Here is a 23,263-nt window from a genome sequence, read left to right as displayed (position 1 = left end):
GGTCTCGTCCTTGAATCGACTCCGCTTCAGGGAGCCATGCAGCGGAATCGCGAATCGTCCGCCTTTCATTTCACGGTCAATAAGACACAAGCAAGGCAGAACCGTCTTCTCCGAATTTCGGCTCCACGCCGAGCAGCGGAGCGGAGCGGCTGATGATGTCGCGCACCATCGGGGCGGCATTCGAACCGGCCGTGCGTCCCCCGCCTTCGCCGGTCTTCGGCGCGTCGATGAAGGTCAGCACCATGTATTTGGGATCGTCGATCGGAAACGCCGCAAGGAAGGCATTGAAGTTCAGGTCGCTGGCATAGCGGCCGTTGACGACCTTGTCGGCCGTGCCGGTCTTGCCGCCGACATTGAAACCCGGAACGAGCGCCCGCTTGCCGGAACCGGCAATGCCGTTCCAGCGAAGCAGATAGCGCATGTCTTCGCTGGTGCTCTTCTTGACCACGGCGCTCGCGAGTTCGCTCGCCGCTTCCTCGCTGCGCGGCAGGAAGGTCGGAGGGATGAGTTTGCCGCCATTGACCAGCGCGGCACCTGCGACCGCCGTCTGCAGCGGCGTCGTCGAAACGCCGTGGCCGAAGGAGATCGTGATCGAGTTGATCTTCTTCCACTCGCGCGGCTGGCTTGGCGCCTTGACTTCCGGCAGTTCGGTCGGAAGCCTCGTCAGCAGGCCTATCCGGGTGAGGAACTCCTTGTGGCCCGGAATGCCGATCAGGTCGGCGACCTTGGCGGTGCCGATATTCGAGGAATACTGGAAGATTTCCGGCACTGTCAGCACGCGGCGCTTGCCGTGGAAGTCCTTGATCGTGAAGCCGCCGATGCGGATCGGCGCCGTCGCATCGAAACTGTCGTTGAGCGTCACCTTGCCGGAGTCGAGGCCCATGGCGATGGTGAAGGTCTTGAAGGTGGAGCCCATCTCGAACGTGCCGTTCGACATGCGGTTCATCCAGCCCTCTTCTGCGCCTTCCGCAGGCCTGTTCGGGTCGTAATCCGGCACGGAGGCCATGGCCAGCACCTCGCCGGTATGGACGTCGAGCACGACGGCACCGGCGGCAATCGCCTGGTAGTTCTTCATGCCCGCGTCGATGACGTCGCGCACGATGTTCTGTACGCGCACGTCGATCGAAAGCCTGACCGGTTCGAGCTTGGCATCGCTGGTCATTCCGATCGCCGCAAGATCGGCGAGGCCCTGCTCGTCTATGTAGCGCTCCATGCCGGCGACGCCGCGGTTGTCTATGTTGACGTGACCGAGAATGTGGGCGGCAGTCGGCCCGCCCGGATAGAAGCGCCGCTTCTCCGGGCGGAAGCCGATGCCGGGGATGCCGAGCGCGAGTATTTCGCTCTGCTGCTTCGGCGTCAGTTGTCGGCGCAGCCATTGAAAGCGCGAATTCGACTTGAGCTTGTTGTAGATCTCGCGCGCGTTGAGATCGGGAAGCACCGTCGCCAAACGCTCCACCGCCTCGTCGGCATCGACGATCTTGTGCGGCTCCGCATAGAGCGAGACGGTACGGATATCGGTTGCGAGAACCTCTCCGTTGCGGTCGAGAATATCCGGCCGCGAGGCCATGAGACTGTCGGCGCGGCCGATCGAGGAAACCGTTTCCGGCTGCGCGAGACCGTATTGGACGAGGCGCCCTCCGATCACCGCATAGACGAGGCCGAAACTGGCGATGATGATCGCGACCCGGCTTTTCGCCCGGCTTGCGCTCTTCTTGCGCGTTCCTTCGAAAGTGACGTTGAGCCCGCTGTCGGCGGGGCGATTATTGCCGCCCGCCGAAAAATGCGCCTTGCTCTTCAGCACCATGATACGAGAGAGAAACGACATCAGCGCGCCACCGAACCTGTTGCGATATTATCTGCCTCGATGACGGCGGCGATATTGTCAGCCGCCTTGTCCTTGGCCTTCTTGTCCTCTTCGGAAGGAGGCAGATCGGCCCTCAGCATCGGCAGTTCCTCCGGCCGCGCCAGCTGCGTCGAGGGGGTCGGCGCGAGTTGCAGGTCGGCTGCAAAGACAGTCACCAGCCTCTCCAGCCGGTTCGGCTGGGTCAGAAGCGCCCAGTCGGCCTTGAGCAGATCGATCGTGTCCTCTTCGAGCTTTATCGCTGCATCGAGCCTGCGCACTTCTTCGAGCTTGTTCTCGGCCTTATGCTTGATCGTGTAGGTGACCGTCGCGGCCGCCGTCATGATGACGATCAGGACAATATCGAGCGTTCTGAGCATCGTCTTCTAGCCCCCCAGCCTTGCAAGGCTCGCCAGTTCCGGCAGATTGAAAATCGAAAGATCGGCGCCCGGCGACGGAGCCTCGGTGCGGACACCCGCTCTCAGCTTCGCGGACCGGGCACGAGGATTGCGGGACGCCTCCTCCTCGCTTGCCGCAACCATAGGCTTGCCGACTGGCGTGAAGGTTGCGGCGCGCGCCGTCACCAGCGGCAGATGGCGGGAGCCGCCCGCCTTGCCGGAGCGATCCTGGAAGAACGTCTTTACGATTCGATCTTCGAGCGAATGGAAGGTAACGACGACAAGCCGGCCGCCGGGTTTCAGAGCCCGCTCGGCCGCAAACAGGGCATGGGCGAGTTCGCCCAGCTCGTCGTTGACGAAGATGCGCAGCGCCTGGAAGACGCGCGTTGCCGGGTGGATCTTGTCCTTGGCCTTGCGTGGCGTAACCGTCTCGATGAGATTTGCGAGATCGCGGGTCGTCTCGAACGGCGTCTCGGCGCGGCGCTTTTCGATGGCACGCGCAATCCGCCCCGCCTGCTTTTCCTCTCCGAGGAAGCCGAAGATGCGGATGAGGTCCGACACCTTCGCGCGATTGACGACATCGGCGGCGGAAACGCCGGCGGCCGACATACGCATGTCGAGCGGCCCCTTCTTCTGAAAGGAGAAGCCACGCTCCGCCTCGTCGATCTGCATGGAAGAGACGCCGATATCGAGCACGACGCCGTCGAGCCCTTGTGCCGGCGCATGCTCGGTCAGATCGGAAAAACGGGAATGAACGAGCTTCAGCCGCCCGCCGCTGGCGTGCATCATGGACTGCCCCGCGGCGATCGCCGTCGGATCGCGGTCGAGCGCGACGACGTCGGCACCGGCATCGAGAATGGCGGATGCGTAGCCGCCGGCGCCGAAGGTGCCGTCGAGAATGATCTTGCCGGGAGCGGGGTCCAGAGCTGCGAGAACTTCCTTCAGGAGGACGGGAATGTGGCGAACCGGTCCGCCGTCGGCTTCAGAAGTTCCGCCGCCTTGATCCGTCACCATTCCGCCTCTCCACTCTATTGCGAACGCAGCCCCCGTTGCTTGCGCCCTTCCCTGGCCTCCGCCTGCGCCCTCGCAAACGCCTGCGGATCCCAGAGCTGAAAATGATCGCCCCGCCCGACGAAGGTCACGTCGTTCGAGATGCCGGTGAAGTCGCGGATGAAATCCGTCACCATCAACCGGCCCTCCGGGTCGAGCTTCACATAGACCCCGCCCCCATGAACAAGGAGCGACATCTCGTTGGCCGCATCCGAAAACGGATCCTCGGCGGCCATCTGCTTCTCGAACCGGTCCAGAAGCTCCGGTCCGCCGACGCTGATCGCCGGAAAGACGAAGTCCTGAAAACAGTATAACTCCCGCACGCCCGCCTCCAAAAGCACGGCACGGAAGACCGAAGGGACGGAGACCCGCCCCTTGGCATCGATCCGGTTCGTAACATGTGACAAGAAGCGGTTCATGACGCGAAACGGCCGCCCCCGATTGACGGGCCACGATCATCGGCCCGCACATACACTCGCACGACCGCGCAAAGATCCCCCGCCGGGCACGTGCGTGCCCGCCTGATCCTTCCATCGACGGAAGCCTCGAATTTCGCGATGGCGGGCCATTGCACGGCCCTTGCGCAGTACCATTATGGGATAACATGGGACCAAATGGGCGTCAATGGGAGAAGCTCGTAACCAGCCTTGCGGATGATCAAATATTGATAGGTTGTTAAGTTTAACAAAGGGTTACGATCCGAACCCTAATCCCTTGGAATCGTGCGCAAAAGCGAGCCACGCCGGTGAGGTGCGGCAAACCTCGCAGGCGTGATTCGCAGGAACCAGGGAAATTCAGGAGACGTGCTTTGCCGCAGGAGCGCTGCAAAGAAAAAAGCCAGTTGGCCTGTAAGCCGGGTTCTGTATGGCTCCGCCTCCGGAGAGACGAAACTTGGCAGCCATTCATCTGGGACTGCGCTTGCGCGCAGCCTCGTGCAACCCACCCGGACGACGCGCCTGGAAACCGGCTGGGCGCTTGCGCGCCCGTGTCGTCCCTATTCGGTCTTGCTCCCGGTGGGGTTTGCCGTGCCGTCCATGTCGCCATGTCCGCGGTGGGCTCTTACCCCACCCTTTCACCCTTACTCCGCAAGCGGAGCGGTCTGCTTTCTGTGGCACTTTCCCTGGGGTCGCCCCCGCCGGACGTTATCCGGCACCGTGTTTCCGTGGAGCCCGGACTTTCCTCGCCCCGCGGCCTTTCGGCACTTGCGAGGCGCGGCTGCCCGGCCAACTGGCAGAGGCTCATTAAACGACCGGCGCAGCGAGCGCCAGAGAAATCGGCGCTGCCGCCCCGTCCGGCGGTTACTTAACGATACGCGACCGCGAAATCCGTCTCGTACTCGTCCGCCTCGAGCCGGCCGTCCGCCACCAGCACCGCGCCGAGCCTGCCGATCTCGTCGGAGCTCTTGGCAGCTTGGCCGTTGCCGCCGGTGAGCACGGCGATGCGGTCGCTCACGAAACCTATATAAGGATAGCCGTGTCGCGTGAACGCGGTGACGCAGGGCGAATAATGCGTCGAAACGGGTCTCAGATCGGGGATCGTCTCGGCGAGCAGTCCGCGCATGTGTTCGGCCGCTTCCGCGTTTGCACCGCCTCGAAACCAATCCCTGATCGCCGGCTCGCTCGCAAGGATCCGATCGGTCGGATCGCCGCCGATCTTTATGTAGTGTCTGCCGTCGGCATAGGCAACCGGCGGCAACAGATAGTAGCTTCTCTCCTGCTCCGGCGCGGCCCCGATCAGCGATGGCATGCCTGGATAGATGGGAAGATCATCCGCGCCGACCTCCGCAAAAAGCACGGTGCGCGCCTTTACCGCAAGATCGAGCGCCCGCGGGAGAAGCGCCTGCGATAGCGAGAAGCCGCCTGCGGCGACCAGGGCGCGGCCGGCACGAACCAGGTGCCCGTCGATGGTCCTGACCACCACGCGATCGGGACCGTCTTCGACCGAGACCACCTCCGAGCGGATCACCCGTGCACCCAATTTCTCGGCTGCGATCGTTTGCGCGCGGACGAGCGAACGAGGATTTATGTAGCCTGCTCCGCTTGCCTCGTGAACTCCGGCATAGCCTTGCGGGAAGCGGAACCAGGGAAACCGCCCGGCAAGGTCGTCGCCAGGGATCAGCGGCGCCTCGACACCGAGTCTGTCGCGGGCACGCTCGACATTCTCGAGATAATCGAACGCGCCGCCGGGAGCTGGAGCCGCGATCAGACAGCCGACGGGAAAATAGAATTCGACGCCGCTCTCCAGTGCAATTTCCGGATAGCGGTCGATCGAGCGCCGAGCGAGACGCGCCCAGACCGGGTCGTCGTCGATCGTACGGGTGATGCGGGCATTGTCGTAATGACTGGCGAAAACGCCGCCGTGGTTCGCCCAGTCCTCCGGCTCATCGGGGCCGATAAGCGCGACACCGGCGCCTGCCCTCGCAAGATGACGCGCCGCTGCTGCGCCCATCATCCCCTTGCCAACAATGACGAAATCAACGCTTTCCGACATGCCCTTCCCCGATGTTCGCTTCGCGACCGAGATAGCATGCCGTTCAGGCTTCCGCACCGAATTCCTTCGAACAATCAACAATATGCCGGAACGCGATACCCATCCGGCCTATGTCTTGCAGCGTCACATCCGGTAGATCACAGCCAGTCCAGGATGTTCTTGACTTTACCGCAGTAGCGCTTCGAAACGGGGTTCATTCGCTTCGCGCCATGGCCGGCATTGTATTTGAGGATGGTGCCGCAGGTCGTCCCGTCCGAAAGCTCCTGCGCCTTCGCCAGGTACTTCATCCCGAACTTGATATTGGTCTCAGGCTCGTAGAGTTCTTTGATCGAGCCGGTATAGCCCATCATTCGGGCCGTAGCCGGCTTGATCTGCATCAGACCGACCTCGCCGGCGCTTCCGCGAGCCTTGGCATTGAAGTTGCTCTCGACCTCGACGATGGCGTGAGCGAGATCGGCCGGAATGCCGTATTGCTTGGCATAGGACTGGATGAGGATCGTATATTGGGATCCGCGTGGCAATGTCAGGTCGGGTTTCGGATAACCCGTCGTTCTGGTCACCGACGGAATCGCAGAAGTCTTGACGGTTTTGTCGATGCCCCCCGCATACGACGTACCAATCCCGGCGAAGAACATGCCAAGGCATGCCGCCACCGCAGCAACAGACGCTATTCTCATTTAGTTTGAAGTCTCCGGTCTGGGGAACCGATCGCGCGGCGCACCCCACCGCCACGATCGAATTTCCCGATCGTTTTCATTGACAAAGGTGCCGCGCTCGGCGCCACATCCCCTGCAGTTGATGCAACGGAAATGACCGGCGCATCATGGTAAACATGTGGCAGCACGAGAAAATCGTGCACGAAAAACAAACCCACGCTAATTTAGGGGGAACAAAAATCGCCTGTCAGGCGTTGGAAATCGGCAATGCCGAAAGCAGGCGGTGCAGCGTATCGATGGTGGAAACGTCGGCGATGCCGTCTACTCGCGATTGTCGGAAATGGCGCTGAAACGCGGCGACCACGCCTTCGGTTCTCGCGCAAAAATCCCCAGTGATTTCAACTCCATAACCATAAAGCAAAAGCATGGACTGGAGCGCTTCCACGGGCTGACCGCTGTCGCCGCGCTGAAAGAAGCGGCCACCCCTCACGGGCGCCGGTTCAACCCAGTGTCCGACCCCGCGACGAAAGAGCACATCCCAAGGAAAATTTTCTCCAGGATCAACCTTGCGAATCGGCGCGATATCGCTATGCGCAAGCACCCTCTCCGGGGTGATTTGCCAGCGTTCGCCACAGTCCAGACACAATTCGGCGACCGCCTCGATCTGTGCCTCAGGGAAGTCCGGGAGGCCGCCCGGGTGACCGGCATTGGCAATCTCGATCCCGATGGAGCACGAATTGATATCCGTCTCGCCCTTCCAGACGCCCTTGCCCGCGTGCCAGGCCCGGCGTTCTTCCGGCACCAGTTGGGCGATTCGCCCCTCCTCGTCCACGAAATAATGACAGGAGACCTGGCTTTCCTCGCGACAGAGCCAGTCGAGCGCGGACGCCGCCGTCTCCATGCCGGTATAATGAAGGATGATCATATCCGGCCTGCGCCCGCCGGCGCGCTCGCCATGGTTGGGCGAGGGCACGAGATGAGCGCCGGGGAAATCGCAGGTCTCGGATGTCATGCGGCGCGACGTTCTCTTTCGATCGCCTCGTAGGCCGCGTTGAGCACGGCCATGCGATCGTTGGCGATCGCGTGGAATTCTTCCGGCACGCCGCGCGCCACGAGCATGTCCGGGTGGTTCTCGGAAACGAGAACGCGGTAGCGCTTGCGAATCGCGGAAAAGTCATCCTTCGGCGAAACGCCGAGAACCTGATAGGGATCGCGGTCGTCGCCATGAACGTGGCGCGCCATGATGCATCCGAAATGCTCGTCGTCCATCCTGAATATCTCGGCCACGCGCCTCAGGAACGTAAGTTCCTTCTCGTGCACCGCCCCGTCGGACTTCGCGATATGGAAGAGGCCGTCGACGATGTCTTCGAGGATCGGGCAATTCCTCTCGCAGGAGGAGCAGAGCGAAGCCATTTTCTCCGCATAGGCCTCGTAGCCGGCAACGTCCTGGCGGGCGAGATTGTAAAGCCTGGCGACGTTCTTCGCCTGGTCCGCGGGAAACTTGAAGATGTCGCGAAAGGCGCTCACCTCGGCCTCGTTCACGATGCCGTCGGCCTTCGCCATTTTCGCCGAAAGGGCGATCATGGCGACCGAAAAGGCGACCTTTCGCCGAGTTTCCGGATCTCCTTCGAAGAGCGTCCGGACCGCCTCGACCACTCCCGTAAGCGCGTTACCAGTGGTCGTGACGATTTTGAGCAGGCTGTCCCAAAATGACATAAGTGCGATTGTTCCCTGTCCACCACGCGAGCATGATCTTATGCGGTGGCGATTTGCAAGCGGCAGAGCCGCGTCAATCATCATGGATGACGAATTTGTGATGGCCCCTCAATAATTCATATCGCCACAAATCTCAATCGAATTCCTGGACGCCACCGTGCGACTTTCAGGCGCAACGCCGCAACCGCGAGCCGGTTTCCATTTCTCGCGATCCACAGGCCTGTCATTTAATTTCCATCGGATTTGGGTTAGACCACCGCTATCTTTGATCCAAGGCAAGGAATTAGAATGCGGTCGATCTCACGAGCGATCGCTTGATGCCGAAATCCCCAGGAGGACCCCATGGCCAAGAAGAAAGTCGCAATGTTGACGGCAGGCGGGCTCGCGCCCTGCCTTTCATCCGCTGTCGGCGGCCTGATCGAACGCTACACCGACATCGCGCCGGACTATGAGCTCGTGGCCTACCGTTCCGGCTATCAGGGCCTGCTTCTCGCCGACCGGATCGAAATCACCCCGGCCATGCGCGAGAAGGCGCATGTGCTCCACCGCCACGGCGGATCGCCGATCGGCAACAGCCGCGTGAAGCTCACCAACACTGCCGACTGCGTGAAGCGCGGCCTCGTCAAGGAAGGGGAGAATCCTTTGCGCGTCGCGGCCGAGAGGCTCGCGTCCGACGGCATCAGCATCCTGCACACGATCGGCGGCGACGATACCAACACCACCGCAGCCGATCTCGCAGCCTATCTCGGGGCCAACGGCTACGATCTGACGGTCGTCGGCCTGCCGAAGACGGTCGACAACGACGTCGTGCCCATCCGCCAGACGCTCGGCGCCTGGACGGCGGCCGAATACGGCGCACGCTTCTTCGACCATGTCAGCAACGAACAGAGCGCCGCGCCGCGCACCCTCGTCGTCCATGAGGTCATGGGCCGACACTGCGGCTGGCTGACCGCGGCAACCGCGCGCGCCTATATCCAGCTGGCCGGCAACAAGGAATATGTCGACGGCTTCATGATGAACGCACAGCTGAAGAACATCGACGGCCTCTACCTTCCCGAGATGGCGTTCGATCTCGAAGCGGAAGCCGCGCGCCTGCGCGAAGTCATGGATCGAGCCGGCTTCGTCACGCTGTTCGTGAGCGAAGGCGCCTGCCTCGACGCCATCGTCGCCGAACGGGAGGCCGCCGGCGAGACGGTCAAGCGCGACGCGTTCGGCCATGTGAAGATCGATACGATCAACGTCGGAAACTGGTTCTCCAAGCAGTTCGCGGCGCTCCTCGGCGCCGAGCGCTCAATGGTGCAGAAGTCCGGCTACTATGCACGCTCCGCCCCCGCCAATGTCGACGATCTGCGCCTCATCCAGAGCATGGTCGATCTGGCGGTCGAGAGCGCGCTCAACAAGGTCTCCGGCGTGACGGGCCACGACGAGGATCAGGGCGGGCGGCTGCGCACGATCGAGTTCCCGCGCATCAAGGGCGGAAAGCATTTCGACACGTCCGCGAAGTGGTTCGGCGAGGTCATGGATGTCGTCGGCCAGAAGTGGCAGACGGCCGACTGATGAACGACGAGGAACGGTTCGCTGTTTTCTGAAGCGGCGAACCGCTTCTCGCTGGGGCTTCTGGTCGGGAGGAGTTGACGGCTGCGCGCCGGCATGGCTCCCTCCTCTTCACGAGCATTCAACCGCGGAGCCCCTTCATGTCCTTCGAACACTGGTTCGCCTTTGCCGCCGCGTCTGCGGTGCTGCTTGCCATTCCCGGCCCCACGATCCTTCTCGTCATCTCCTACGCGCTCGGCCACGGCCGCAAGATCGCGGGCGCGACCGTGGCTGGTGTCGCTCTTGGCGATTTCACCGCAATGACCGCGTCGATGCTCGGCCTCGGTGCCCTGCTTGCAACCTCGGCGGCGGTTTTCACCGTGCTGAAGTGGGTCGGCGCCGCCTATCTCGTCTGGCTCGGCATCAAACTCTGGAGGGCGCCGGTCGCCAACGACAGCGGGAGCACCGTTGAAACGAGTCCTGCGGAAAGACCGCTGCGGATATTCATTCACACCTATGCGGTGACCGCACTTAACCCGAAGAGCATTCTCTTCTTCGTCGCCTTCCTGCCCCAGTTCCTCGATCTGTCGCGGCCGCTTTTCGCGCAGATGGCGATCTTCGAGACGACGTTCCTGATACTCGCGACGATCAACGCGGCGCTCTATGCCTGGCTTGCTGCCGCAGCCGGAAGCACCATCCGCAAGCCGAATGTCCGGCGAATCGTCAACCGCCTCGGTGGTTCGCTGCTCATCGGCGCCGGCTTTCTGACGGCGGGGCTGAAGCGCGCCACGTCCTGAAATGAGCAGTCTCTGAAATGCTCCCACGTGCTTGCCGCAACCGGCGGCATAGGTTAATGGAGATTCAAGCGCGGCGGGTGGCAACCGCTGATTTGCAGGGGCTACGGGGCCCAGAAGCACGAAAGTGACAGCATGGCGAATTTCCGTATTCCCCTTTCGAAGCGGGCACTTGCCGCCGTGTCCTTCGTTTCCGTCGCCGTTGCTTCCGGGTGTTCCACGGTCGAGCATACGTCGCTTGCGGAGTTAACGGCCGTGCAGACGGTCACGCCCCTGCCGAAGCCGGGCACAGAGACGACGGCTTACGCGCTGCCTGCGCCGATCGGCGCAGCGGCGAGCACGTCGGCCGCATTGACCGCGCAAACCTCGTCGGCAGTGCCGGCAAGCGCCGCAGGAACCGGTTCCGCCGGCGAAACGCAGACGGCGCCCGCGACAGACACGACCCTCGCTTTCGCGGCTCCCCAGTCGGTAGCCGTGCCGGCGGCCAAACCCGCACAGCCCTTTGAAGTGGCCATGGCGACACCCGCCTCGGCAGGTATCGCCCCGGCAGCCGCGCCGCCGGTGCCCGAAAAAGGCGCCGGACAGTCGGTCCCGTTCATCGGGGTCGCCGCCTCGTGGGAATCGGATTTCGACACCGGCGAGCCGGTCGGCCTGGAAACACTTGTCGCCAAGCGCATGATCGTTCCGACGGAGCGCCCGAAGACAGGCGTGATCGGCACCGCAGTCGGCGCGGTCGCAAGCGTCATTCCCGATTCGCTGAAGCCCGGAAAAACACCGACCAGCTCGCGGCCGGAGCTTGACAGGCTGATCAAACATTATGCCGAGCTGAACGGTCTGCCGCTCGAGCTGGTGCACCGGGTGGTCAGGCGCGAGAGCAACTACAACCCGCGAGCCTACAGCAAAGGCAATTACGGGTTGATGCAGATCCGCTACAACACGGCCAAGGGTCTCGGCTATGAGGGCCCGGCCGAAGGTCTCTTCGACGCGGAAACCAACCTCAAATACGCGACGAAGTACCTGCGCGGAGCGTGGATGGTTGCCGACAACCAGCACGACGGCGCGGTAAGGCTCTATGCCAGCGGCTATTATTACCATGCCAAGCGCAAGGGCATGCTCGACGAGCTGAATATGAGGTAAGCCGCGACCAGCGGCTGGCCTATCTGCCAGACATCATTCAATCGAGCGCGTCGATTATCCTCGAATTCAGCTTCTGCACGTCGTAGCCGAGGCGCGACGGTGTCAGCCCCAGGCGGACGACCGCGAGGCGAAGCGAGGGGACGATCATGATCGCCTGCCCGTCATGTCCAAGCATCCAGAACGTATCGGGCGGGAAATTCGCCGTTCCGGCGCGGGTGCCGTTTTCCTGGAGCCAGACCTGGCCGGCCCCGTAGTCGCCCCCGGAAGCCGCAGTCGGCGTGCGCATGAAGGACACGTAACCTTCCGGCAGGAGCCGCCTCCCCTTCCAGCTTCCGTCCTGAAGCAGAAACTCGGCGAAGCGCGCCCAATCCTGTGCCGACGCATACATGTAGGAAGACCCGACGAAGGTTCCGCTTGCATCCGTCTCCATAACGGCGCTCGTCATCCCGAGCGGAGCGAAGAGCGCCTCGCGCGGATAGGAAAGCGCTTCGGCCGGATCGTCGAATGTCTGCATCCAGAGCCGGGACAGAAGATTGCTCGTGCCGCTCGAATAGGCGAATTTCGTGCCCGGAGCCGCTTCCAGCGGCTTCGAGGCGACGAAGCCGGCCATGTCGCTTTCCAGATAGAGCATACGCGTCACGTCCGTGACGTCGCCGTAATCCTCGTTGAAATCGAGCCCGCTCTGCATCGCGAGAAGGTCCGTCAGCTTGATGCGAGCCCGGTCGTCGCCGTTCCATTCGGTCACCAGATTGGTCTGGGCCAGATCCATCCGCCCTTCGGCAATGCGCCGGCCGATGATCGCCGCCGTCACGGACTTCGTCATCGACCAGCCGAGCAGGGGCGTGTTCCGGTCGAAGCCCGCCGCATAGGTTTCCGCGACCAGCCTGCCATCCCTGACGACCACGATTGCACGCATGCCCGGACCTGCCAGTGCCGGATCTTCGACAAGCTTTTGAATGGCCGGGTCGATGTCCGGCTTGTCCCCGTCCGGCCAGTCGAGGCTCGGATCGGGGGCGAGCGGCGCCGTTGCCGACTCGGTCCCGCGCATCCCCGCGATGGCCTCGGCGCTGCCTCCGCTCACATTGGCGCAACCGCGGCCCGGACGGTAGACGGCGCGGCCTGGGGCGGCAAAGCCCAGGAGACGCGCCGTTACGCTCTGCTCTTCCCGATCGACCGAAACGCGCACGAGCTCCAGGAGCGGGTGGCCAGGCGCCTGCACGTCCTCCGCCAGCACTTCCTGCGGATCGCGTCCCGCGAGGAACACATTGGAGCAGACGATCTTGGCGGCATAGCCATCGCCCACCTTGAGGAGTTCAGGCGGGAACAGCGCCAGCCAGCCAACGAGGCCCGCGAGCGTAGCCACAACCAGCCCGCCAAGCGTCTTCAGCAGACCCTTCATTCTCGCCCTCCTGCCCTTTTTATAAAGTGCTACAGCGCTTTCGCCCGTCTGACCAGTGTACATGACTATTGCGTCTTGTATCCGGCAGCAGAGGCTCAGGTGGTGAGGATGACCTCTCCTCCGGTTTGCCCTTTCGTCGCAAAATGCCGTCACCGCAACCGCTTTGTCGGAAGGGCCTGGTGGTCGCCGCGAGTCTCCTTCGCACCGCTTGCGGGGAGAAGGTGCCGGCAGGCAGATGAGAGGCAATACCCGAATCCCTGCAAGCCCCTGTGCGAAACCTCGTCATCAAAGTGTAGCCGAGTCACCTTAGAAGCGGCTCAGTTTCAACTGGACGACAGGCAAGATGACCGACTTCGCCCCGGATGCCGGCTTCGGCAAGAAGAATCCGAAACTGAAAAGCGCACTCCTGCAGCATAAAGCTCTCTCCCCCGCCGGTCTCTCCGAACGCTTGTTCGGGCTGCTCTTTTCCGGACTCGTCTACCCGCAGATCTGGGAGGACCCGATTGTCGACATGGAAGCGATGCAGATCCGTCCCGGACATCGGATCGTGACGATCGGTTCCGGCGGCTGCAACATGCTGACCTATCTCTCCGCCGAGCCTGCCCGGATAGACGTGGTCGATCTCAACCCCCATCACATCGCGCTCAACCGGCTGAAGCTGTCTGCCTTTCGCCACCTGCCGAGCCACAAGGACGTGGTGCGGTTCCTCGCCGTCGAAGGTACGCGCACGAATGGCCAGGCCTACGACGTGTTCCTCGCGCCGAAGCTCGATCCGGTAACGCGCGCCTACTGGAACGGCCGAGATCTCACCGGCCGCCGGCGCATCGGCGTCTTCGGGCGCAACGTTTATCGTACCGGCCTGCTTGGCCGTTTCATTTCCGCCAGCCATGCTCTCGCACGGCTGCACGGCATCAATCCGGAAGATTTCGTCAAGGCGCGCTCCATGCGCGAGCAGCGGCAGTTCTTCGACGACAAGCTCGCTCCGCTCTTCGAGCGTCCGGTCATCCGTTGGATCACCAGCCGCAAGAGCTCCCTTTTCGGCCTCGGCATCCCGCCGCAGCAGTTCGACGAACTCGCGAGCCTGAGCCGGGAGAAATCCGTCGCCGCGGTGCTGCGCAATCGCCTGGAAAAGCTGACCTGTCATTTCCCCTTGCGCGATAACTACTTCGCCTGGCAGGCCTTTGCACGGCGCTACCCGCGGCCGGACGAGGGCGAGTTGCCGCCTTATCTTCAGGCATCGCGATACGAAGCGATTCGCGACAATGCGGAGCGCGTCGAGGTCCACCATGCGAGCTTCACGGAGCTTCTCGCCGGCAAGCCCGCCGCCTCAGTCGACCGCTACGTGCTCCTCGACGCACAGGACTGGATGACCGACCAGCAGCTGAACGACCTCTGGACGGAGATCACCCGCACCGCCGACGCCGGCGCGGTCGTGATCTTCCGCACGGCGGCCGAAGCGAGCATCCTGCCGGGGCGCCTCTCCACCACGCTCCTCGATCAGTGGCACTATGATGCCGAGACTTCGATGAGGCTCGGCGCTGAAGACCGGTCGGCGATCTATGGCGGCTTCCACATCTACCGGAAGAAAGCATGAGCGCCGTGCAGACCGCGAATGAAAGCCACGCTCATCTGATGGACCGCATGTATCGCTACCAGCGGTACATCTATGATTTCACTCGCAAATACTATCTCTTCGGCCGTGACACGCTGATCCGTGAACTGAACCCGCCGCCGGGCGCATCGGTGCTGGAAGTCGGCTGCGGCACGGGCCGCAATCTCGCCGTGATCGGGGATCTCTACCCCGGTGCGCGCCTCTTCGGCCTCGATATCTCGGCCGAAATGCTGGCGACCGCCAAAGCCAAGCTCCGGCGCCAAAATCGGCCGGACGCAGTGTTGCGGGTCGCCGACGCGACGAATTTCACCGCCGCCTCATTCGATCAGGAAGGCTTCGACCGGATCGTCATTTCCTACGCCCTTTCCATGGTTCCCGAATGGGAAAAGGCGGTCGATGCCGCGATTGCCGCGCTCAAGCCGGGCGGCTCGCTGCATATCGCCGACTTCGGCCAGCAGGAAGGTTGGCCGGCCGGCTTCCGCCGCTTCCTCCAGGCCTGGCTCAGACGCTTCCACGTCACGCCGCGCGAAACGCTTTTCGATGTGATGCGCAAAAGAGCCGAGAGAAACGGAGCGGCGCTCGAGGTCAGATCGCTGGGACGAGGTTATGCCTGGCTTGTCGTCTATCGCCGCGCGGCACCGTAGCGGACGGTGCCGGATTGCATTCGGCTGCAATTCACACTTGAGCTAACGCAATTTTTACGATGATATGGTGAAAAGGAGGTCACGCCTCCCTGGGGGACATCACCAATCATGGAAACCATCGCGTGAGGCAGGATCGTCGTTCGTCTCGAAACGGAACCCCTATGCGCCGGCTTCTCCTGGCATTGCTGCCCATCGCCACCATTCTCTCCTCCTGTACCTCCACCGACTACGATCTCGTCAAGACGGCCTCCATTCAGCCGCGCTTCCACGACACCGATCCGCAGGATTTCGGCGGCCGCACGCCGCACCATCACAGCGTTCACGGGATCGACGTCTCCAAGTGGAACGGCGACATCGATTGGCGGAAGGTTAAGAATTCCGGGGTGTCCTTCGCGTTCATCAAGGCAACCGAGGGCAAGGACCGGGTGGACTCGCGCTTCCACGAATATTGGCAGCAGGCGCGCGCCGTCGGCCTCGCCTACGCGCCCTATCATTTCTATTATTTCTGCTCCACCGCCGACGCCCAGGCCGACTGGTTCATCGCCAACGTGCCGAAGAGCGCCGTCCACCTGCCGCCCGTCCTGGATGTCGAATGGAATGGCGAATCCAAGACCTGCCGTCACCGGCCGGCGCCGGAAACCGTGCGGTCCGAAATGAAGCGGTTCATGGATCGGCTCGAGGCCCATTACGGCAAGCGGCCGATCATCTACACGTCCGTCGACTTCCACCATGACAATCTGGTCGGCGCCTTCAACGACTATCATTTCTGGGTGCGCTCGGTAGCCAAGCACCCGAAGGACATCTACGTCGAACGCCGCTGGGCCTTCTGGCAATATACCAGCACCGGCGTGATCCCCGGCATTCAGGGCAGCACGGACATCAACGCCTTCGCCGGTTCCGCCAGGAACTGGCAGAAGTGGGTCGCGACCGTCTCGCAGGCAAGATAGACCAGAGGACGCGGCGGCATGGTCCGCATTTTCTTCATTCGGTCATAATGCTCTGAGAGAGCATCGATAGATTTCATTCTCGACAGACTTCGGGCCCGGCGGCATTCCTGTGCGGCCGGCATGGAAAGGAATTGTAATGACAGCCACAGCGCGCAAAGCCCTTCTCTCCCTCGGATTCCTTGCGATCGCCGGCGCGCCGGCCCTGGCGCAAGCTCCGGCTCAACCGGGGAACCCAGCCGCCGCGTGCGGCGGCGACCTCGGCTCCTTTCTGGAGGGCGTCAAGGCCGAAGCGGTCGCCAAGGGCATCCCCGCAGACGTCGCCGATCGGGCGCTCGCAGGCGCCGCCATCGACCAGAAGGTGCTGAGCCGCGACCGCGCTCAGGGCGTGTTCAAGCAGACCTTCACCGAGTTTTCGAAGCGTACCGTCAGCAAGTCGCGCCTCGACATCGGTGCGCAGAAGATGCGGGAATATGCCGACGTCTTTGCCCGGGCCGAGCAGGAGTTCGGCGTACCGGCGCCCGTGATCACCGCATTCTGGGCCATGGAGACCGACTTCGGCGCCGTGCAGGGCGATTTCAATACGCGTGATGCGCTGGTGACGCTGGCGCATGACTGCCGCCGCCCGGAAATGTTCCGGCCGCAGCTTCTCGCCGCAATCGAGATGGTGCAGCACGGCGATCTCGATCCCGCGGCGACCACCGGCGCCTGGGCGGGCGAGATCGGTCAGGTACAGATGCTGCCTGAGGACATCATCGCCTATGGCGTCGACGGCGACGGCGACGGCCATGTCAATCTCAAGAAGAGTTCTCCGGATGCCATTCTGACGGCGGCGAAATTCATCCAGAGCCTGGGCTTCAAGCCCGGGGAACCATGGATTCAGGAGGTCCGCGTTCCGGAGCAGTTGCCATGGGAAAAGACCGGCCTGCAGCCCGGCATGACCGCCGGCGACTGGTTCGCACTCGGTGTCGCGCCGCGTGACGGCAACACCTCCAATAGTGGGCTCGAAGCCTCGCTGGTGCTCCCTCAGGGCCGCAAAGGCGCTGCTTTCCTGACCTACCCGAACTTCAAGATCTATCTCGAGTGGAACCAGTCCTTCATCTACACGACCTCCGCCGCCTATTTCGCGACCCGGCTTGCCGGTGCGCCTCCCTATCAACAGGGAAATCCGGAACCGGGGCTCGGCGACGCCGAGATGAAGGCCCTGCAGACCAGATTGCAGGCACTTGGCCATGACGTCGGCAAAATCGACGGCATTCTCGGCTCGGGCACGCGGGCCGCGCTGCAGAAGGAGCAGTTGAAGCTCGGGATTCCCGCCGACGGGTGGGCAACACCGGGCCTGCTGGAGGCGCTTTAACCTTTTGCAGGACACAAGAAGCGGGTGGCAACACCCGCTTCGCTGCAATACTGCTTGCACAATTCAGAATTGTCGGGCTCCTATCCCGGCTTAGATTCAGCCGACGCATCGTGCTTTCCGAAAATCGTCCGATTTTCGGGCCGATGCGGTAGCTGCTGCGCAGGCAAGATATGGCTTCATCCGCAAATTCCATCAGCACCCACATGACCATGCGCCTCTGGGCATTGCTCGGGCTGCTCGGTCTCATCTGGGGCGGCTCCTTCTTCTTCGCCCGGGTCGCCGTTGCCCATGTGCCGCCTTTCACGCTCGTGCTTTTGCGTCTCGGCCTCGCCGCCCTCGCCCTGCATCTCTATCTTCGGGGCCGACACGGCATATATCCGGCGCTCGCCGGGCGCTGGCGCGAATTCCTGCTCATGGGGCTCATCAACAACGCCATTCCGCATGCTTTCATCTTTCTCGGCCAAACGCACATCGGCGCCGGTCTCGCGGCAATCCTCAACGCCACGACGCCGGTCTGGACGGTGCTCATCGCCAATGTCGCGACCGAGGATGAGAAGTTGAGCACCGCGAAGTTCAGCGGTTGCCTGCTCGGGCTTGCCGGTACCGTCGTGCTCATAGGACCGAGTGCGCTTGCCGGCCTCTTCGGCACTGCCGGCGACGTGCCGCTCTGGGCGCTCGTCCTGCCGGTCCTGGCAGCAGTCAGCTACGGCTTTTCCGCGACTTACGGCAAACGCTTCCGCGATCTGGCCCCGCCGGTGACGGCCGCTGGGCAATTGACGGCATCGACACTCATCATGCTGCCGGTCGCGGTCCTCGTCGACATGCCATGGACCATGCCGATGCCGCCGCTCACGACCGTGCTCGCGATCCTCGGACTGGCGCTCGTCTCAACCGCCTATGCCTATATCCTGTTCTTCCGCATCATGGCCGAAGCGGGCGCCACCAACACGTCGCTGGTAACGCTGCTTGTCCCGCCAAGCGCCATCCTGCTCGGCTATCTCTTCCTGGGAGAAATGCTGCAGGCGACGGACGTCGGCGGCATGTTGCTCATCGCCGCCGGCCTGGCGATCCTGGACGGGCGCGTCCTGAAGCTCGGATATTCCGCCGGACGGTGACCGTTCCGCGCGCCGCAATCCCGCCCCGGCGCACGCCGATGAAGTGATTCACCGTCATTTTCACACACTCACGCAGCGTTACAGACGGTTACATTAACCTCCCGGCAGGAATTGTGAATAAAATGTGGCATTCCAAAATAATTAAATAATTTCAGCAATTTAGATGTATTCGCGAGAAAATCTGACATACGGAATTTCGCAGTGCAGCACAAGTTTCGCTTTCACATGCCGTTTTTTCGCCCTATGTTTTACCCGTCAACGCAGGGAGGATCAGCTTATGGGACTTACACACTCGTTGAACGTCCTTATGATCAGTGCAGCGTTCGCATTCGTGGCCGTAATGCTTTTCGTGTGATCCAGGGCCACTGACAGTCCAGCCGAAACGGGGACTTTAATTTCCGGAAAATCCATTTTTTCAGCGAGGCATGTCTGACGGCCGCTCAGGCGCAATAGTTCGACAGGCTGCAACAATCAGAAAGCCCATGAATGCTGCGGCACTCATGGGCTTTCGCTATTGCTGCTGCGTTATCCGAGGTCGGCCGTCATGCCCTCGCGACCGCCCGGACTGAGCGCTCCGTGTCGGCCGGCTGAGCCGGCGTGATTTCCGGATCATAGCCCATCAGTTCGCAAACGGCGGTGATCAGCTGCGGGCGGTTCATCGTGTAGAGGTGAAAATCGCTGACGCCGCGCCGGACGAGATCGGCGACCTGTTCGGCCGCGATATGGGCCGCCTCCCGGAAGCGCTCCTCCGGCTGATCGTCAATAGGGCCCAGCCGCGAAACGATCGACTCCGGAACTCTGGCGCCGCAAAGACCGGCAAATTTCTGCACCTGGGTGAGATTATTGATCGGCAGTATCCCGGGTACGATCGGTATCGCGATGCCCGCACGCCTTACGCGTTCGAGATAGCGCTCGAAGTCGTCATTGTCGAAGAAGAACTGCGTAAGCGCGCGCGTTGCGCCATTGTCGACCTTGCGCTTCAACATGTCTATGTCGGCAGCGACGTCGGGGCTCTCCGGATGCTTTTCCGGATAGGCGGAGACGGAGATCTCGAAATCGCCGCGCGCCCGCAGGGCCTTGACGAGGGCGGCGGCATTCTCATAGCCGCCCGGAAAAGGCTCGTAGACGCTGCCGATACCGCCTTGCGGATCACCCCTCAATGCCACGAAATGGCGCACGCCGCAGGCCAGGAACTCGTCGATGACCGCATCCACCTCCGCCTTCGGCGCGCCGACGCAAGTGAGGTGCGCCGCCGTATTCGCGATCTCCATCTCCCCGATCATCCGCTTGACCGTCGTCAGGGAGCGCGCCTTGGTCGACCCGCCGGCACCGTAGGTGACGGTGACGAAGGCGGGCGCGAAAACGGAGAGGGCCGTGACTGTCTGAAAGAGCTGCGTCTCCATCTCGTCGTTCTTCGGCGGGAAGTACTCGAAGGAAAATCTAAGCCCGTCACAGTCCACGGGGTAAGGCGTCCGTCCGTTCATTCTCAAACTCCCCCTGCATGAAGACGCTGGCGCGGCAAGTCGGCAACGGTTTCGGCCGCGCGCTGGTCGCGCGCCAGCCAGATGGTGACAGTCAGCTTCCCCTCCTGCCCGCCTTCCGGCGCAAGATCGGTCGTCTTCTCGAGCGAAAGATCCGCCTTCTGCAGCCATTCGCTCATCGTCTGGTGCGAGAAGCCGAGGCGCGCATGGGCGTGGTCGTCACGCAGATGTTCAAGCCCGTGCGGCGCGAAATCGATGATCACGAGCCGGCCGCCCGGTACGAGCATGCGCGCGGCCTCGGCAATCGCCGCCTCGGGCTCCTCGAGATAATGCAGCACCTGGTGGATCGTGACGAGATCGAAGGATTGACCATCCAGCGGCAGGTTGAAGATGTCGCCGTGGCGGATCGACGCCTTGGTGATGCCGGCCCTGTCCAGGTTGGACCGCGCAACCGCCAGCATGTCGCGGCTGGCGTCGACGCCGATGCCGCGCCGGTAGATGCCCTCGAAGAGCTGCAGGATACGTCCGGTACCGGTGCCGAGGTCAAGCAGGCTGTCGACCGGCTCGTCGCCGACCATCGCCTTGAGCGCCGCCTCGACGTCGCCTTCGGCGATGTGCAGACGTCGGAGTTTGTCCCATTCGGCCGCGTTGCGGCTGAAATAGGCCTGCGCCTTCTCCGCGCGGGTTCTTTTCAACGTGGCAAGTCGGATCGCATCCCTGGCCAGAATCGCATCGTCGGCCGCAGCCGATGCGAGAAGCTCGCGGATCAGCGCGACGCGACGGCCCTCCTGACGCAGACGGAAATAGGCCCAGGCGCCTTCCTGATAGCGATCGATGAGCGCGACCTCGGCCAGCAATTTCAGATGACGGGAAATGCGCGGCTGCGACTGCCCGAGAATTTCGGTAAGATCGGTGACCGTCAGGTCGCCGGCCGAGAGCAATGCCAGCAGGCGCAGGCGCGTCGGCTCGCCCGCCGCTTTCAGGACGTCGACCAGCGCATCCAAACCAAGCGTTTCCCGATCAGCCATAGCCTTCCCCATCAACACATAAAGATATGTTTATGTGATTTGCGGCGACGGCGCAAGAGATTTGCGCATAAGGGCAACAGAATGGCGCTTGGAGGATAAGAGCGGGCGACCTTGCGGTCGCCCTTACGGACGTGCGTTTCGCCGTGACTCTCTGGCGCCGCGGACGCGGCGCTGCTGGATCCCTGTTACAAGCACAAGGATGAGGAAGGATCGGGCGCCCGTTCACCGATACCGGTCGATTACGGCAGCCCAAACACTCCCCTCATGCCTGTGCTTGTCACAGGCATCCAGCCACGGCGCGTCCGCGCCGTGAAGGACTTTTGTTCTTGGCATCCATCTGGACGCATGCCGCTCTACGCTTCAGCGATGCGCCGCCGCAAGCGTATGACGGTCAACGCGTCAGACGCTTGTAGGTTACCCGCTTCGGATTGACCGAGTCCGGGCCGAGACGCCGGATCTTGTCCTTTTCATAGTCCTCGAAATTGCCTTCGAACCACTCGACATGGCTGTCGCCCTCGAAGGCGAGGATATGGGTGGCAAGGCGGTCGAGGAACATGCGGTCGTGGCTGATGATAACAGCGCATCCCGCGAAGTTTTCGAGCGCATCCTCAAGTGCCGCCAGGGTCTCGGTGTCGAGGTCGTTGGTCGGTTCGTCGAGCAGGACGACGTTGCCGCCGGACTTCAGCATCTTGGCGAGGTGAACGCGGTTGCGCTGGCCGCCCGAAAGCGTCCCGACCTTCTGTTGCTGGTCGCCGCCCTTGAAGTTGAAGGTCGAGCAATAGGCCCGCGAATTGACCTCGTGCTTGCCGAGCTTGATGATGTCGTTGCCGCCCGAGATTTCTTCCCAGACCGTCTTGTTGGCGTCGAGCGCATCGCGGCTCTGGTCGACATAGGCGAGCTGCACGCTGTCCCCGATCCGGATAGAGCCGTCGTCGGGCTGCTCCTGGCCGGTGATCATGCGGAAGAGCGTCGTCTTGCCGGCGCCGTTCGGGCCGATGACGCCGACGATGCCGCCCGGCGGCAGCTTGAAGCTCAAGCCTTCGATCAGCAGTTGGTCGTCATAGCCCTTGGAAATATTTTCCGCCTCGATGACCACCTGCCCAAGGCGTTCGCCAACGGGAATGACGATCTGCGCGTCGCCCGGACGCCGGTCCGCAGCCGCCTCGACCAGCTCGTCATAGGCGCGAATACGGGCCTTGGACTTCGCCTGGCGGGCCTTGGGGCTTGAAGAGATCCATTCCTGCTCACGGCTGATGGCCTTCTGGCGGGCGGCCTCTTCGCGTCCTTCCTGCGCCATCCGCTTGGCCTTCGACTGCAGATAGGCGGAGTAGTTGCCCTCATAGGGAATACCCCGGCCGCGGTCGAGCTCGAGAATCCAGCCGGTGACGTTGTCGAGGAAGTATCGATCGTGCGTGACCATCAGCACGGCGCCCGGATATTCGCGCAGGTGCTTTTCGAGCCAGGCGATCGTTTCCGCGTCGAGGTGGTTGGTCGGTTCGTCGAGCAGAAGCAGTTCGGGCTGCGACAGCAGAAGCTTGCAAAGCGCCACGCGGCGCTTCTCGCCGCCGGAGAGATTGGTGACCTCCGCATCGCCCGGCGGGCAACGCAACGCCTCCATCGCCATTTCCACCTGACTGTCGAGGTCCCAGAGGTTCTGGCTGTCGATGACGTCCTGGAGCTTGGCGCCTTCGTCCGCCGTCTCGTCGGAATAGTTCATCATCAGCTCGTTGTAGCGATCGAGGATCGCCTTCTTGGCGGCCACCCCTTCCATCACGTTCTCGAGCACGTTCTTCTGAGGATCGAGCTGCGGCTCCTGCGCGAGATAGCCGACCCTCGCACCTTCGGCGACCCAGGCCTCGCCGGTATATTCGGTATCGAGGCCCGCCATGATCCGGAGCACGGTCGACTTACCGGCCCCGTTCGGGCCGAGAATGCCGATCTTCGCCTCCGGATAGAAGGAGAGATGGATGTTCTCGAGGACCTTCTTGTTGCCGTAGGCCTTGTTCAGCCCGGCCATGTGATAGATGAATTGACGTGCCATAAAGGAATGCTCCGCATCGGAAGGGAAT

At 62.5% G+C, this 23,263-nt stretch carries 20 protein-coding genes and 1 other RNA gene; 8 read left to right on the top strand and 13 right to left on the bottom strand.

What is annotated here, in order from left to right; genetic code table 11:
* Positions 1-76 precede the first annotated feature (76 nt).
* The 9 genes from M1D43_RS02130 to M1D43_RS02090 all read right to left on the bottom strand — a co-directional run bounded on the left by M1D43_RS02130 (position 77) and on the right by M1D43_RS02090 (position 8,150).
* Entirely contained in the window at positions 77-1,825 is a 1,749-nt protein-coding gene (locus M1D43_RS02130) for a peptidoglycan D,D-transpeptidase FtsI family protein (protein WP_153320590.1), read from the bottom strand.
* On the bottom strand, positions 1,825-2,220 hold the full coding sequence (ftsL, locus tag M1D43_RS02125) for a cell division protein FtsL (protein WP_003529141.1): 396 nt from the start codon (positions 2,218-2,220) through the stop codon (positions 1,825-1,827). Before ftsL ends, M1D43_RS02130 begins: the two co-directional genes overlap by 1 nt.
* A gap of 6 nt (positions 2,221-2,226) precedes the next feature.
* The gene (gene rsmH, locus M1D43_RS02120; protein WP_153313814.1) at positions 2,227-3,252 is read right to left on the bottom strand and encodes a 16S rRNA (cytosine(1402)-N(4))-methyltransferase RsmH; all 1,026 of its coding nucleotides are present in this window, start codon (positions 3,250-3,252) and stop codon (positions 2,227-2,229) included.
* Positions 3,253-3,266: 14 nt separating this feature from the next.
* A complete protein-coding gene (gene mraZ, locus M1D43_RS02115) occupies positions 3,267-3,707 on the bottom strand; it encodes a division/cell wall cluster transcriptional repressor MraZ (protein WP_010969752.1) in 441 nt (146 codons plus the stop codon).
* 414 nt (positions 3,708-4,121) lie between these two features.
* Positions 4,122-4,519, bottom strand: an RNA gene (gene rnpB, locus M1D43_RS02110) — RNase P RNA component class A.
* Positions 4,520-4,590: 71 nt separating this feature from the next.
* Positions 4,591-5,778, bottom strand: a complete 1,188-nt coding sequence (locus tag M1D43_RS02105; RefSeq protein ID WP_153313813.1) for an NAD(P)/FAD-dependent oxidoreductase — start codon at positions 5,776-5,778, stop codon at positions 4,591-4,593.
* Between the two features lie 137 nt (positions 5,779-5,915).
* On the bottom strand, positions 5,916-6,455 hold the full coding sequence (locus M1D43_RS02100; RefSeq protein WP_010969754.1) for a lytic transglycosylase domain-containing protein: 540 nt from the start codon (positions 6,453-6,455) through the stop codon (positions 5,916-5,918).
* Positions 6,456-6,681: 226 nt separating this feature from the next.
* Positions 6,682-7,446, bottom strand: a complete 765-nt coding sequence (locus M1D43_RS02095) for an N-acetylmuramoyl-L-alanine amidase (protein ID WP_153313812.1) — start codon at positions 7,444-7,446, stop codon at positions 6,682-6,684.
* Entirely contained in the window at positions 7,443-8,150 is a 708-nt protein-coding gene (locus M1D43_RS02090; RefSeq protein ID WP_003529150.1) for a J domain-containing protein, read from the bottom strand. The genes M1D43_RS02095 and M1D43_RS02090 overlap by 4 nt, the downstream gene beginning before the upstream one ends.
* Before the next feature lie 342 nt (positions 8,151-8,492).
* Here M1D43_RS02090 and M1D43_RS02085 point away from each other — a divergent pair, with 342 nt between their 5' ends.
* The 3 genes from M1D43_RS02085 (at position 8,493) to M1D43_RS02075 (ending at position 11,614) form a co-directional block, all read left to right on the top strand.
* Positions 8,493-9,707 (top strand): pyrophosphate--fructose-6-phosphate 1-phosphotransferase, encoded by a 1,215-nt coding sequence (locus tag M1D43_RS02085; protein WP_003529152.1) that lies wholly within the window; start codon positions 8,493-8,495, stop codon positions 9,705-9,707.
* Between the two features lie 137 nt (positions 9,708-9,844).
* On the top strand, positions 9,845-10,480 hold the full coding sequence (locus M1D43_RS02080) for a LysE family translocator (protein WP_028010941.1): 636 nt from the start codon (positions 9,845-9,847) through the stop codon (positions 10,478-10,480).
* A 132-nt stretch (positions 10,481-10,612) separates the two neighbouring features.
* Positions 10,613-11,614, top strand: a complete 1,002-nt coding sequence (locus M1D43_RS02075) for a lytic transglycosylase domain-containing protein (protein WP_127598213.1) — start codon at positions 10,613-10,615, stop codon at positions 11,612-11,614.
* A 37-nt stretch (positions 11,615-11,651) separates the two neighbouring features.
* On the opposite strand, the gene M1D43_RS02070 is transcribed toward M1D43_RS02075, so the two are convergent.
* A complete protein-coding gene (locus M1D43_RS02070; RefSeq protein WP_153313811.1) occupies positions 11,652-13,013 on the bottom strand; it encodes a serine hydrolase domain-containing protein in 1,362 nt (453 codons plus the stop codon).
* Positions 13,014-13,356: 343 nt separating this feature from the next.
* Here M1D43_RS02070 and M1D43_RS02065 point away from each other — a divergent pair, with 343 nt between their 5' ends.
* The 5 genes from M1D43_RS02065 to M1D43_RS02045 all read left to right on the top strand — a co-directional run bounded on the left by M1D43_RS02065 (position 13,357) and on the right by M1D43_RS02045 (position 18,685).
* On the top strand, positions 13,357-14,607 hold the full coding sequence (locus M1D43_RS02065; protein ID WP_127540335.1) for a BtaA family protein: 1,251 nt from the start codon (positions 13,357-13,359) through the stop codon (positions 14,605-14,607).
* Positions 14,604-15,269, top strand: coding sequence for a class I SAM-dependent methyltransferase (locus M1D43_RS02060; protein WP_003529161.1), 666 nt, complete (start codon positions 14,604-14,606; stop codon positions 15,267-15,269). Before M1D43_RS02065 ends, M1D43_RS02060 begins: the two co-directional genes overlap by 4 nt.
* Positions 15,270-15,430: 161 nt before the next feature.
* Positions 15,431-16,216, top strand: a complete 786-nt coding sequence (locus tag M1D43_RS02055; RefSeq protein WP_003529163.1) for a glycoside hydrolase family 25 protein — start codon at positions 15,431-15,433, stop codon at positions 16,214-16,216.
* Positions 16,217-16,352: 136 nt separating this feature from the next.
* Positions 16,353-17,570 (top strand): lytic murein transglycosylase, encoded by a 1,218-nt coding sequence (locus M1D43_RS02050; RefSeq protein ID WP_010969761.1) that lies wholly within the window; start codon positions 16,353-16,355, stop codon positions 17,568-17,570.
* 170 nt (positions 17,571-17,740) lie between these two features.
* Positions 17,741-18,685, top strand: coding sequence for a DMT family transporter (locus M1D43_RS02045; RefSeq protein WP_003529170.1), 945 nt, complete (start codon positions 17,741-17,743; stop codon positions 18,683-18,685).
* 542 nt (positions 18,686-19,227) lie between these two features.
* Here the strand turns inward: M1D43_RS02045 and metF are convergent.
* From metF to ettA, 3 genes are all read right to left on the bottom strand, one after another.
* Complete coding sequence (metF, locus tag M1D43_RS02040; protein ID WP_153313810.1) at positions 19,228-20,169, bottom strand: methylenetetrahydrofolate reductase [NAD(P)H]; 942 nt, start codon at positions 20,167-20,169, stop codon at positions 19,228-19,230.
* A gap of 2 nt (positions 20,170-20,171) precedes the next feature.
* A complete protein-coding gene (locus M1D43_RS02035) occupies positions 20,172-21,194 on the bottom strand; it encodes an ArsR/SmtB family transcription factor (protein ID WP_003529172.1) in 1,023 nt (340 codons plus the stop codon).
* A gap of 391 nt (positions 21,195-21,585) precedes the next feature.
* Positions 21,586-23,235 carry an energy-dependent translational throttle protein EttA gene (gene ettA, locus M1D43_RS02030; protein WP_003529173.1) on the bottom strand — a complete coding sequence of 550 codons (1,650 nt, stop codon included), beginning with the start codon at positions 23,233-23,235 and terminating at the stop codon, positions 21,586-21,588.
* Positions 23,236-23,263: the final 28 nt, after the last annotated feature.

Source organism: Ensifer sp. R1-3, assembly GCF_056739175.1.
Note: the sequence above shows the minus strand (reverse complement) of the source record. Positions and strands in the feature narration are given on the sequence as shown.

Excerpts from the sequence above, each read along its gene's own strand:
- M1D43_RS02130 (WP_153320590.1), bottom strand. The coding sequence starts at position 1,825 with ATGTCGTTTCTCTCTCGTATCATGGTGCTGAAGAGCAAGGCGCATTTT.
- ftsL (WP_003529141.1), bottom strand. The coding sequence starts at position 2,220 with ATGCTCAGAACGCTCGATATTGTCCTGATCGTCATCATGACGGCGGCC.
- rsmH (WP_153313814.1), bottom strand. The coding sequence starts at position 3,252 with ATGGTGACGGATCAAGGCGGCGGAACTTCTGAAGCCGACGGCGGACCG.
- mraZ (WP_010969752.1), bottom strand. The coding sequence starts at position 3,707 with ATGAACCGCTTCTTGTCACATGTTACGAACCGGATCGATGCCAAGGGG.
- M1D43_RS02105 (WP_153313813.1), bottom strand. The coding sequence starts at position 5,778 with ATGTCGGAAAGCGTTGATTTCGTCATTGTTGGCAAGGGGATGATGGGC.
- M1D43_RS02100 (WP_010969754.1), bottom strand. The coding sequence starts at position 6,455 with ATGAGAATAGCGTCTGTTGCTGCGGTGGCGGCATGCCTTGGCATGTTC.
- M1D43_RS02095 (WP_153313812.1), bottom strand. The coding sequence starts at position 7,446 with ATGACATCCGAGACCTGCGATTTCCCCGGCGCTCATCTCGTGCCCTCG.
- M1D43_RS02090 (WP_003529150.1), bottom strand. The coding sequence starts at position 8,150 with ATGTCATTTTGGGACAGCCTGCTCAAAATCGTCACGACCACTGGTAAC.
- M1D43_RS02085 (WP_003529152.1), top strand. The coding sequence starts at position 8,493 with ATGGCCAAGAAGAAAGTCGCAATGTTGACGGCAGGCGGGCTCGCGCCC.
- M1D43_RS02080 (WP_028010941.1), top strand. The coding sequence starts at position 9,845 with ATGTCCTTCGAACACTGGTTCGCCTTTGCCGCCGCGTCTGCGGTGCTG.
- M1D43_RS02075 (WP_127598213.1), top strand. The coding sequence starts at position 10,613 with ATGGCGAATTTCCGTATTCCCCTTTCGAAGCGGGCACTTGCCGCCGTG.
- M1D43_RS02070 (WP_153313811.1), bottom strand. The coding sequence starts at position 13,013 with ATGAAGGGTCTGCTGAAGACGCTTGGCGGGCTGGTTGTGGCTACGCTC.
- M1D43_RS02065 (WP_127540335.1), top strand. The coding sequence starts at position 13,357 with ATGACCGACTTCGCCCCGGATGCCGGCTTCGGCAAGAAGAATCCGAAA.
- M1D43_RS02060 (WP_003529161.1), top strand. The coding sequence starts at position 14,604 with ATGAGCGCCGTGCAGACCGCGAATGAAAGCCACGCTCATCTGATGGAC.
- M1D43_RS02055 (WP_003529163.1), top strand. The coding sequence starts at position 15,431 with ATGCGCCGGCTTCTCCTGGCATTGCTGCCCATCGCCACCATTCTCTCC.
- M1D43_RS02050 (WP_010969761.1), top strand. The coding sequence starts at position 16,353 with ATGACAGCCACAGCGCGCAAAGCCCTTCTCTCCCTCGGATTCCTTGCG.
- M1D43_RS02045 (WP_003529170.1), top strand. The coding sequence starts at position 17,741 with ATGGCTTCATCCGCAAATTCCATCAGCACCCACATGACCATGCGCCTC.
- metF (WP_153313810.1), bottom strand. The coding sequence starts at position 20,169 with ATGAACGGACGGACGCCTTACCCCGTGGACTGTGACGGGCTTAGATTT.
- M1D43_RS02035 (WP_003529172.1), bottom strand. The coding sequence starts at position 21,194 with ATGGCTGATCGGGAAACGCTTGGTTTGGATGCGCTGGTCGACGTCCTG.
- ettA (WP_003529173.1), bottom strand. The coding sequence starts at position 23,235 with ATGGCACGTCAATTCATCTATCACATGGCCGGGCTGAACAAGGCCTAC.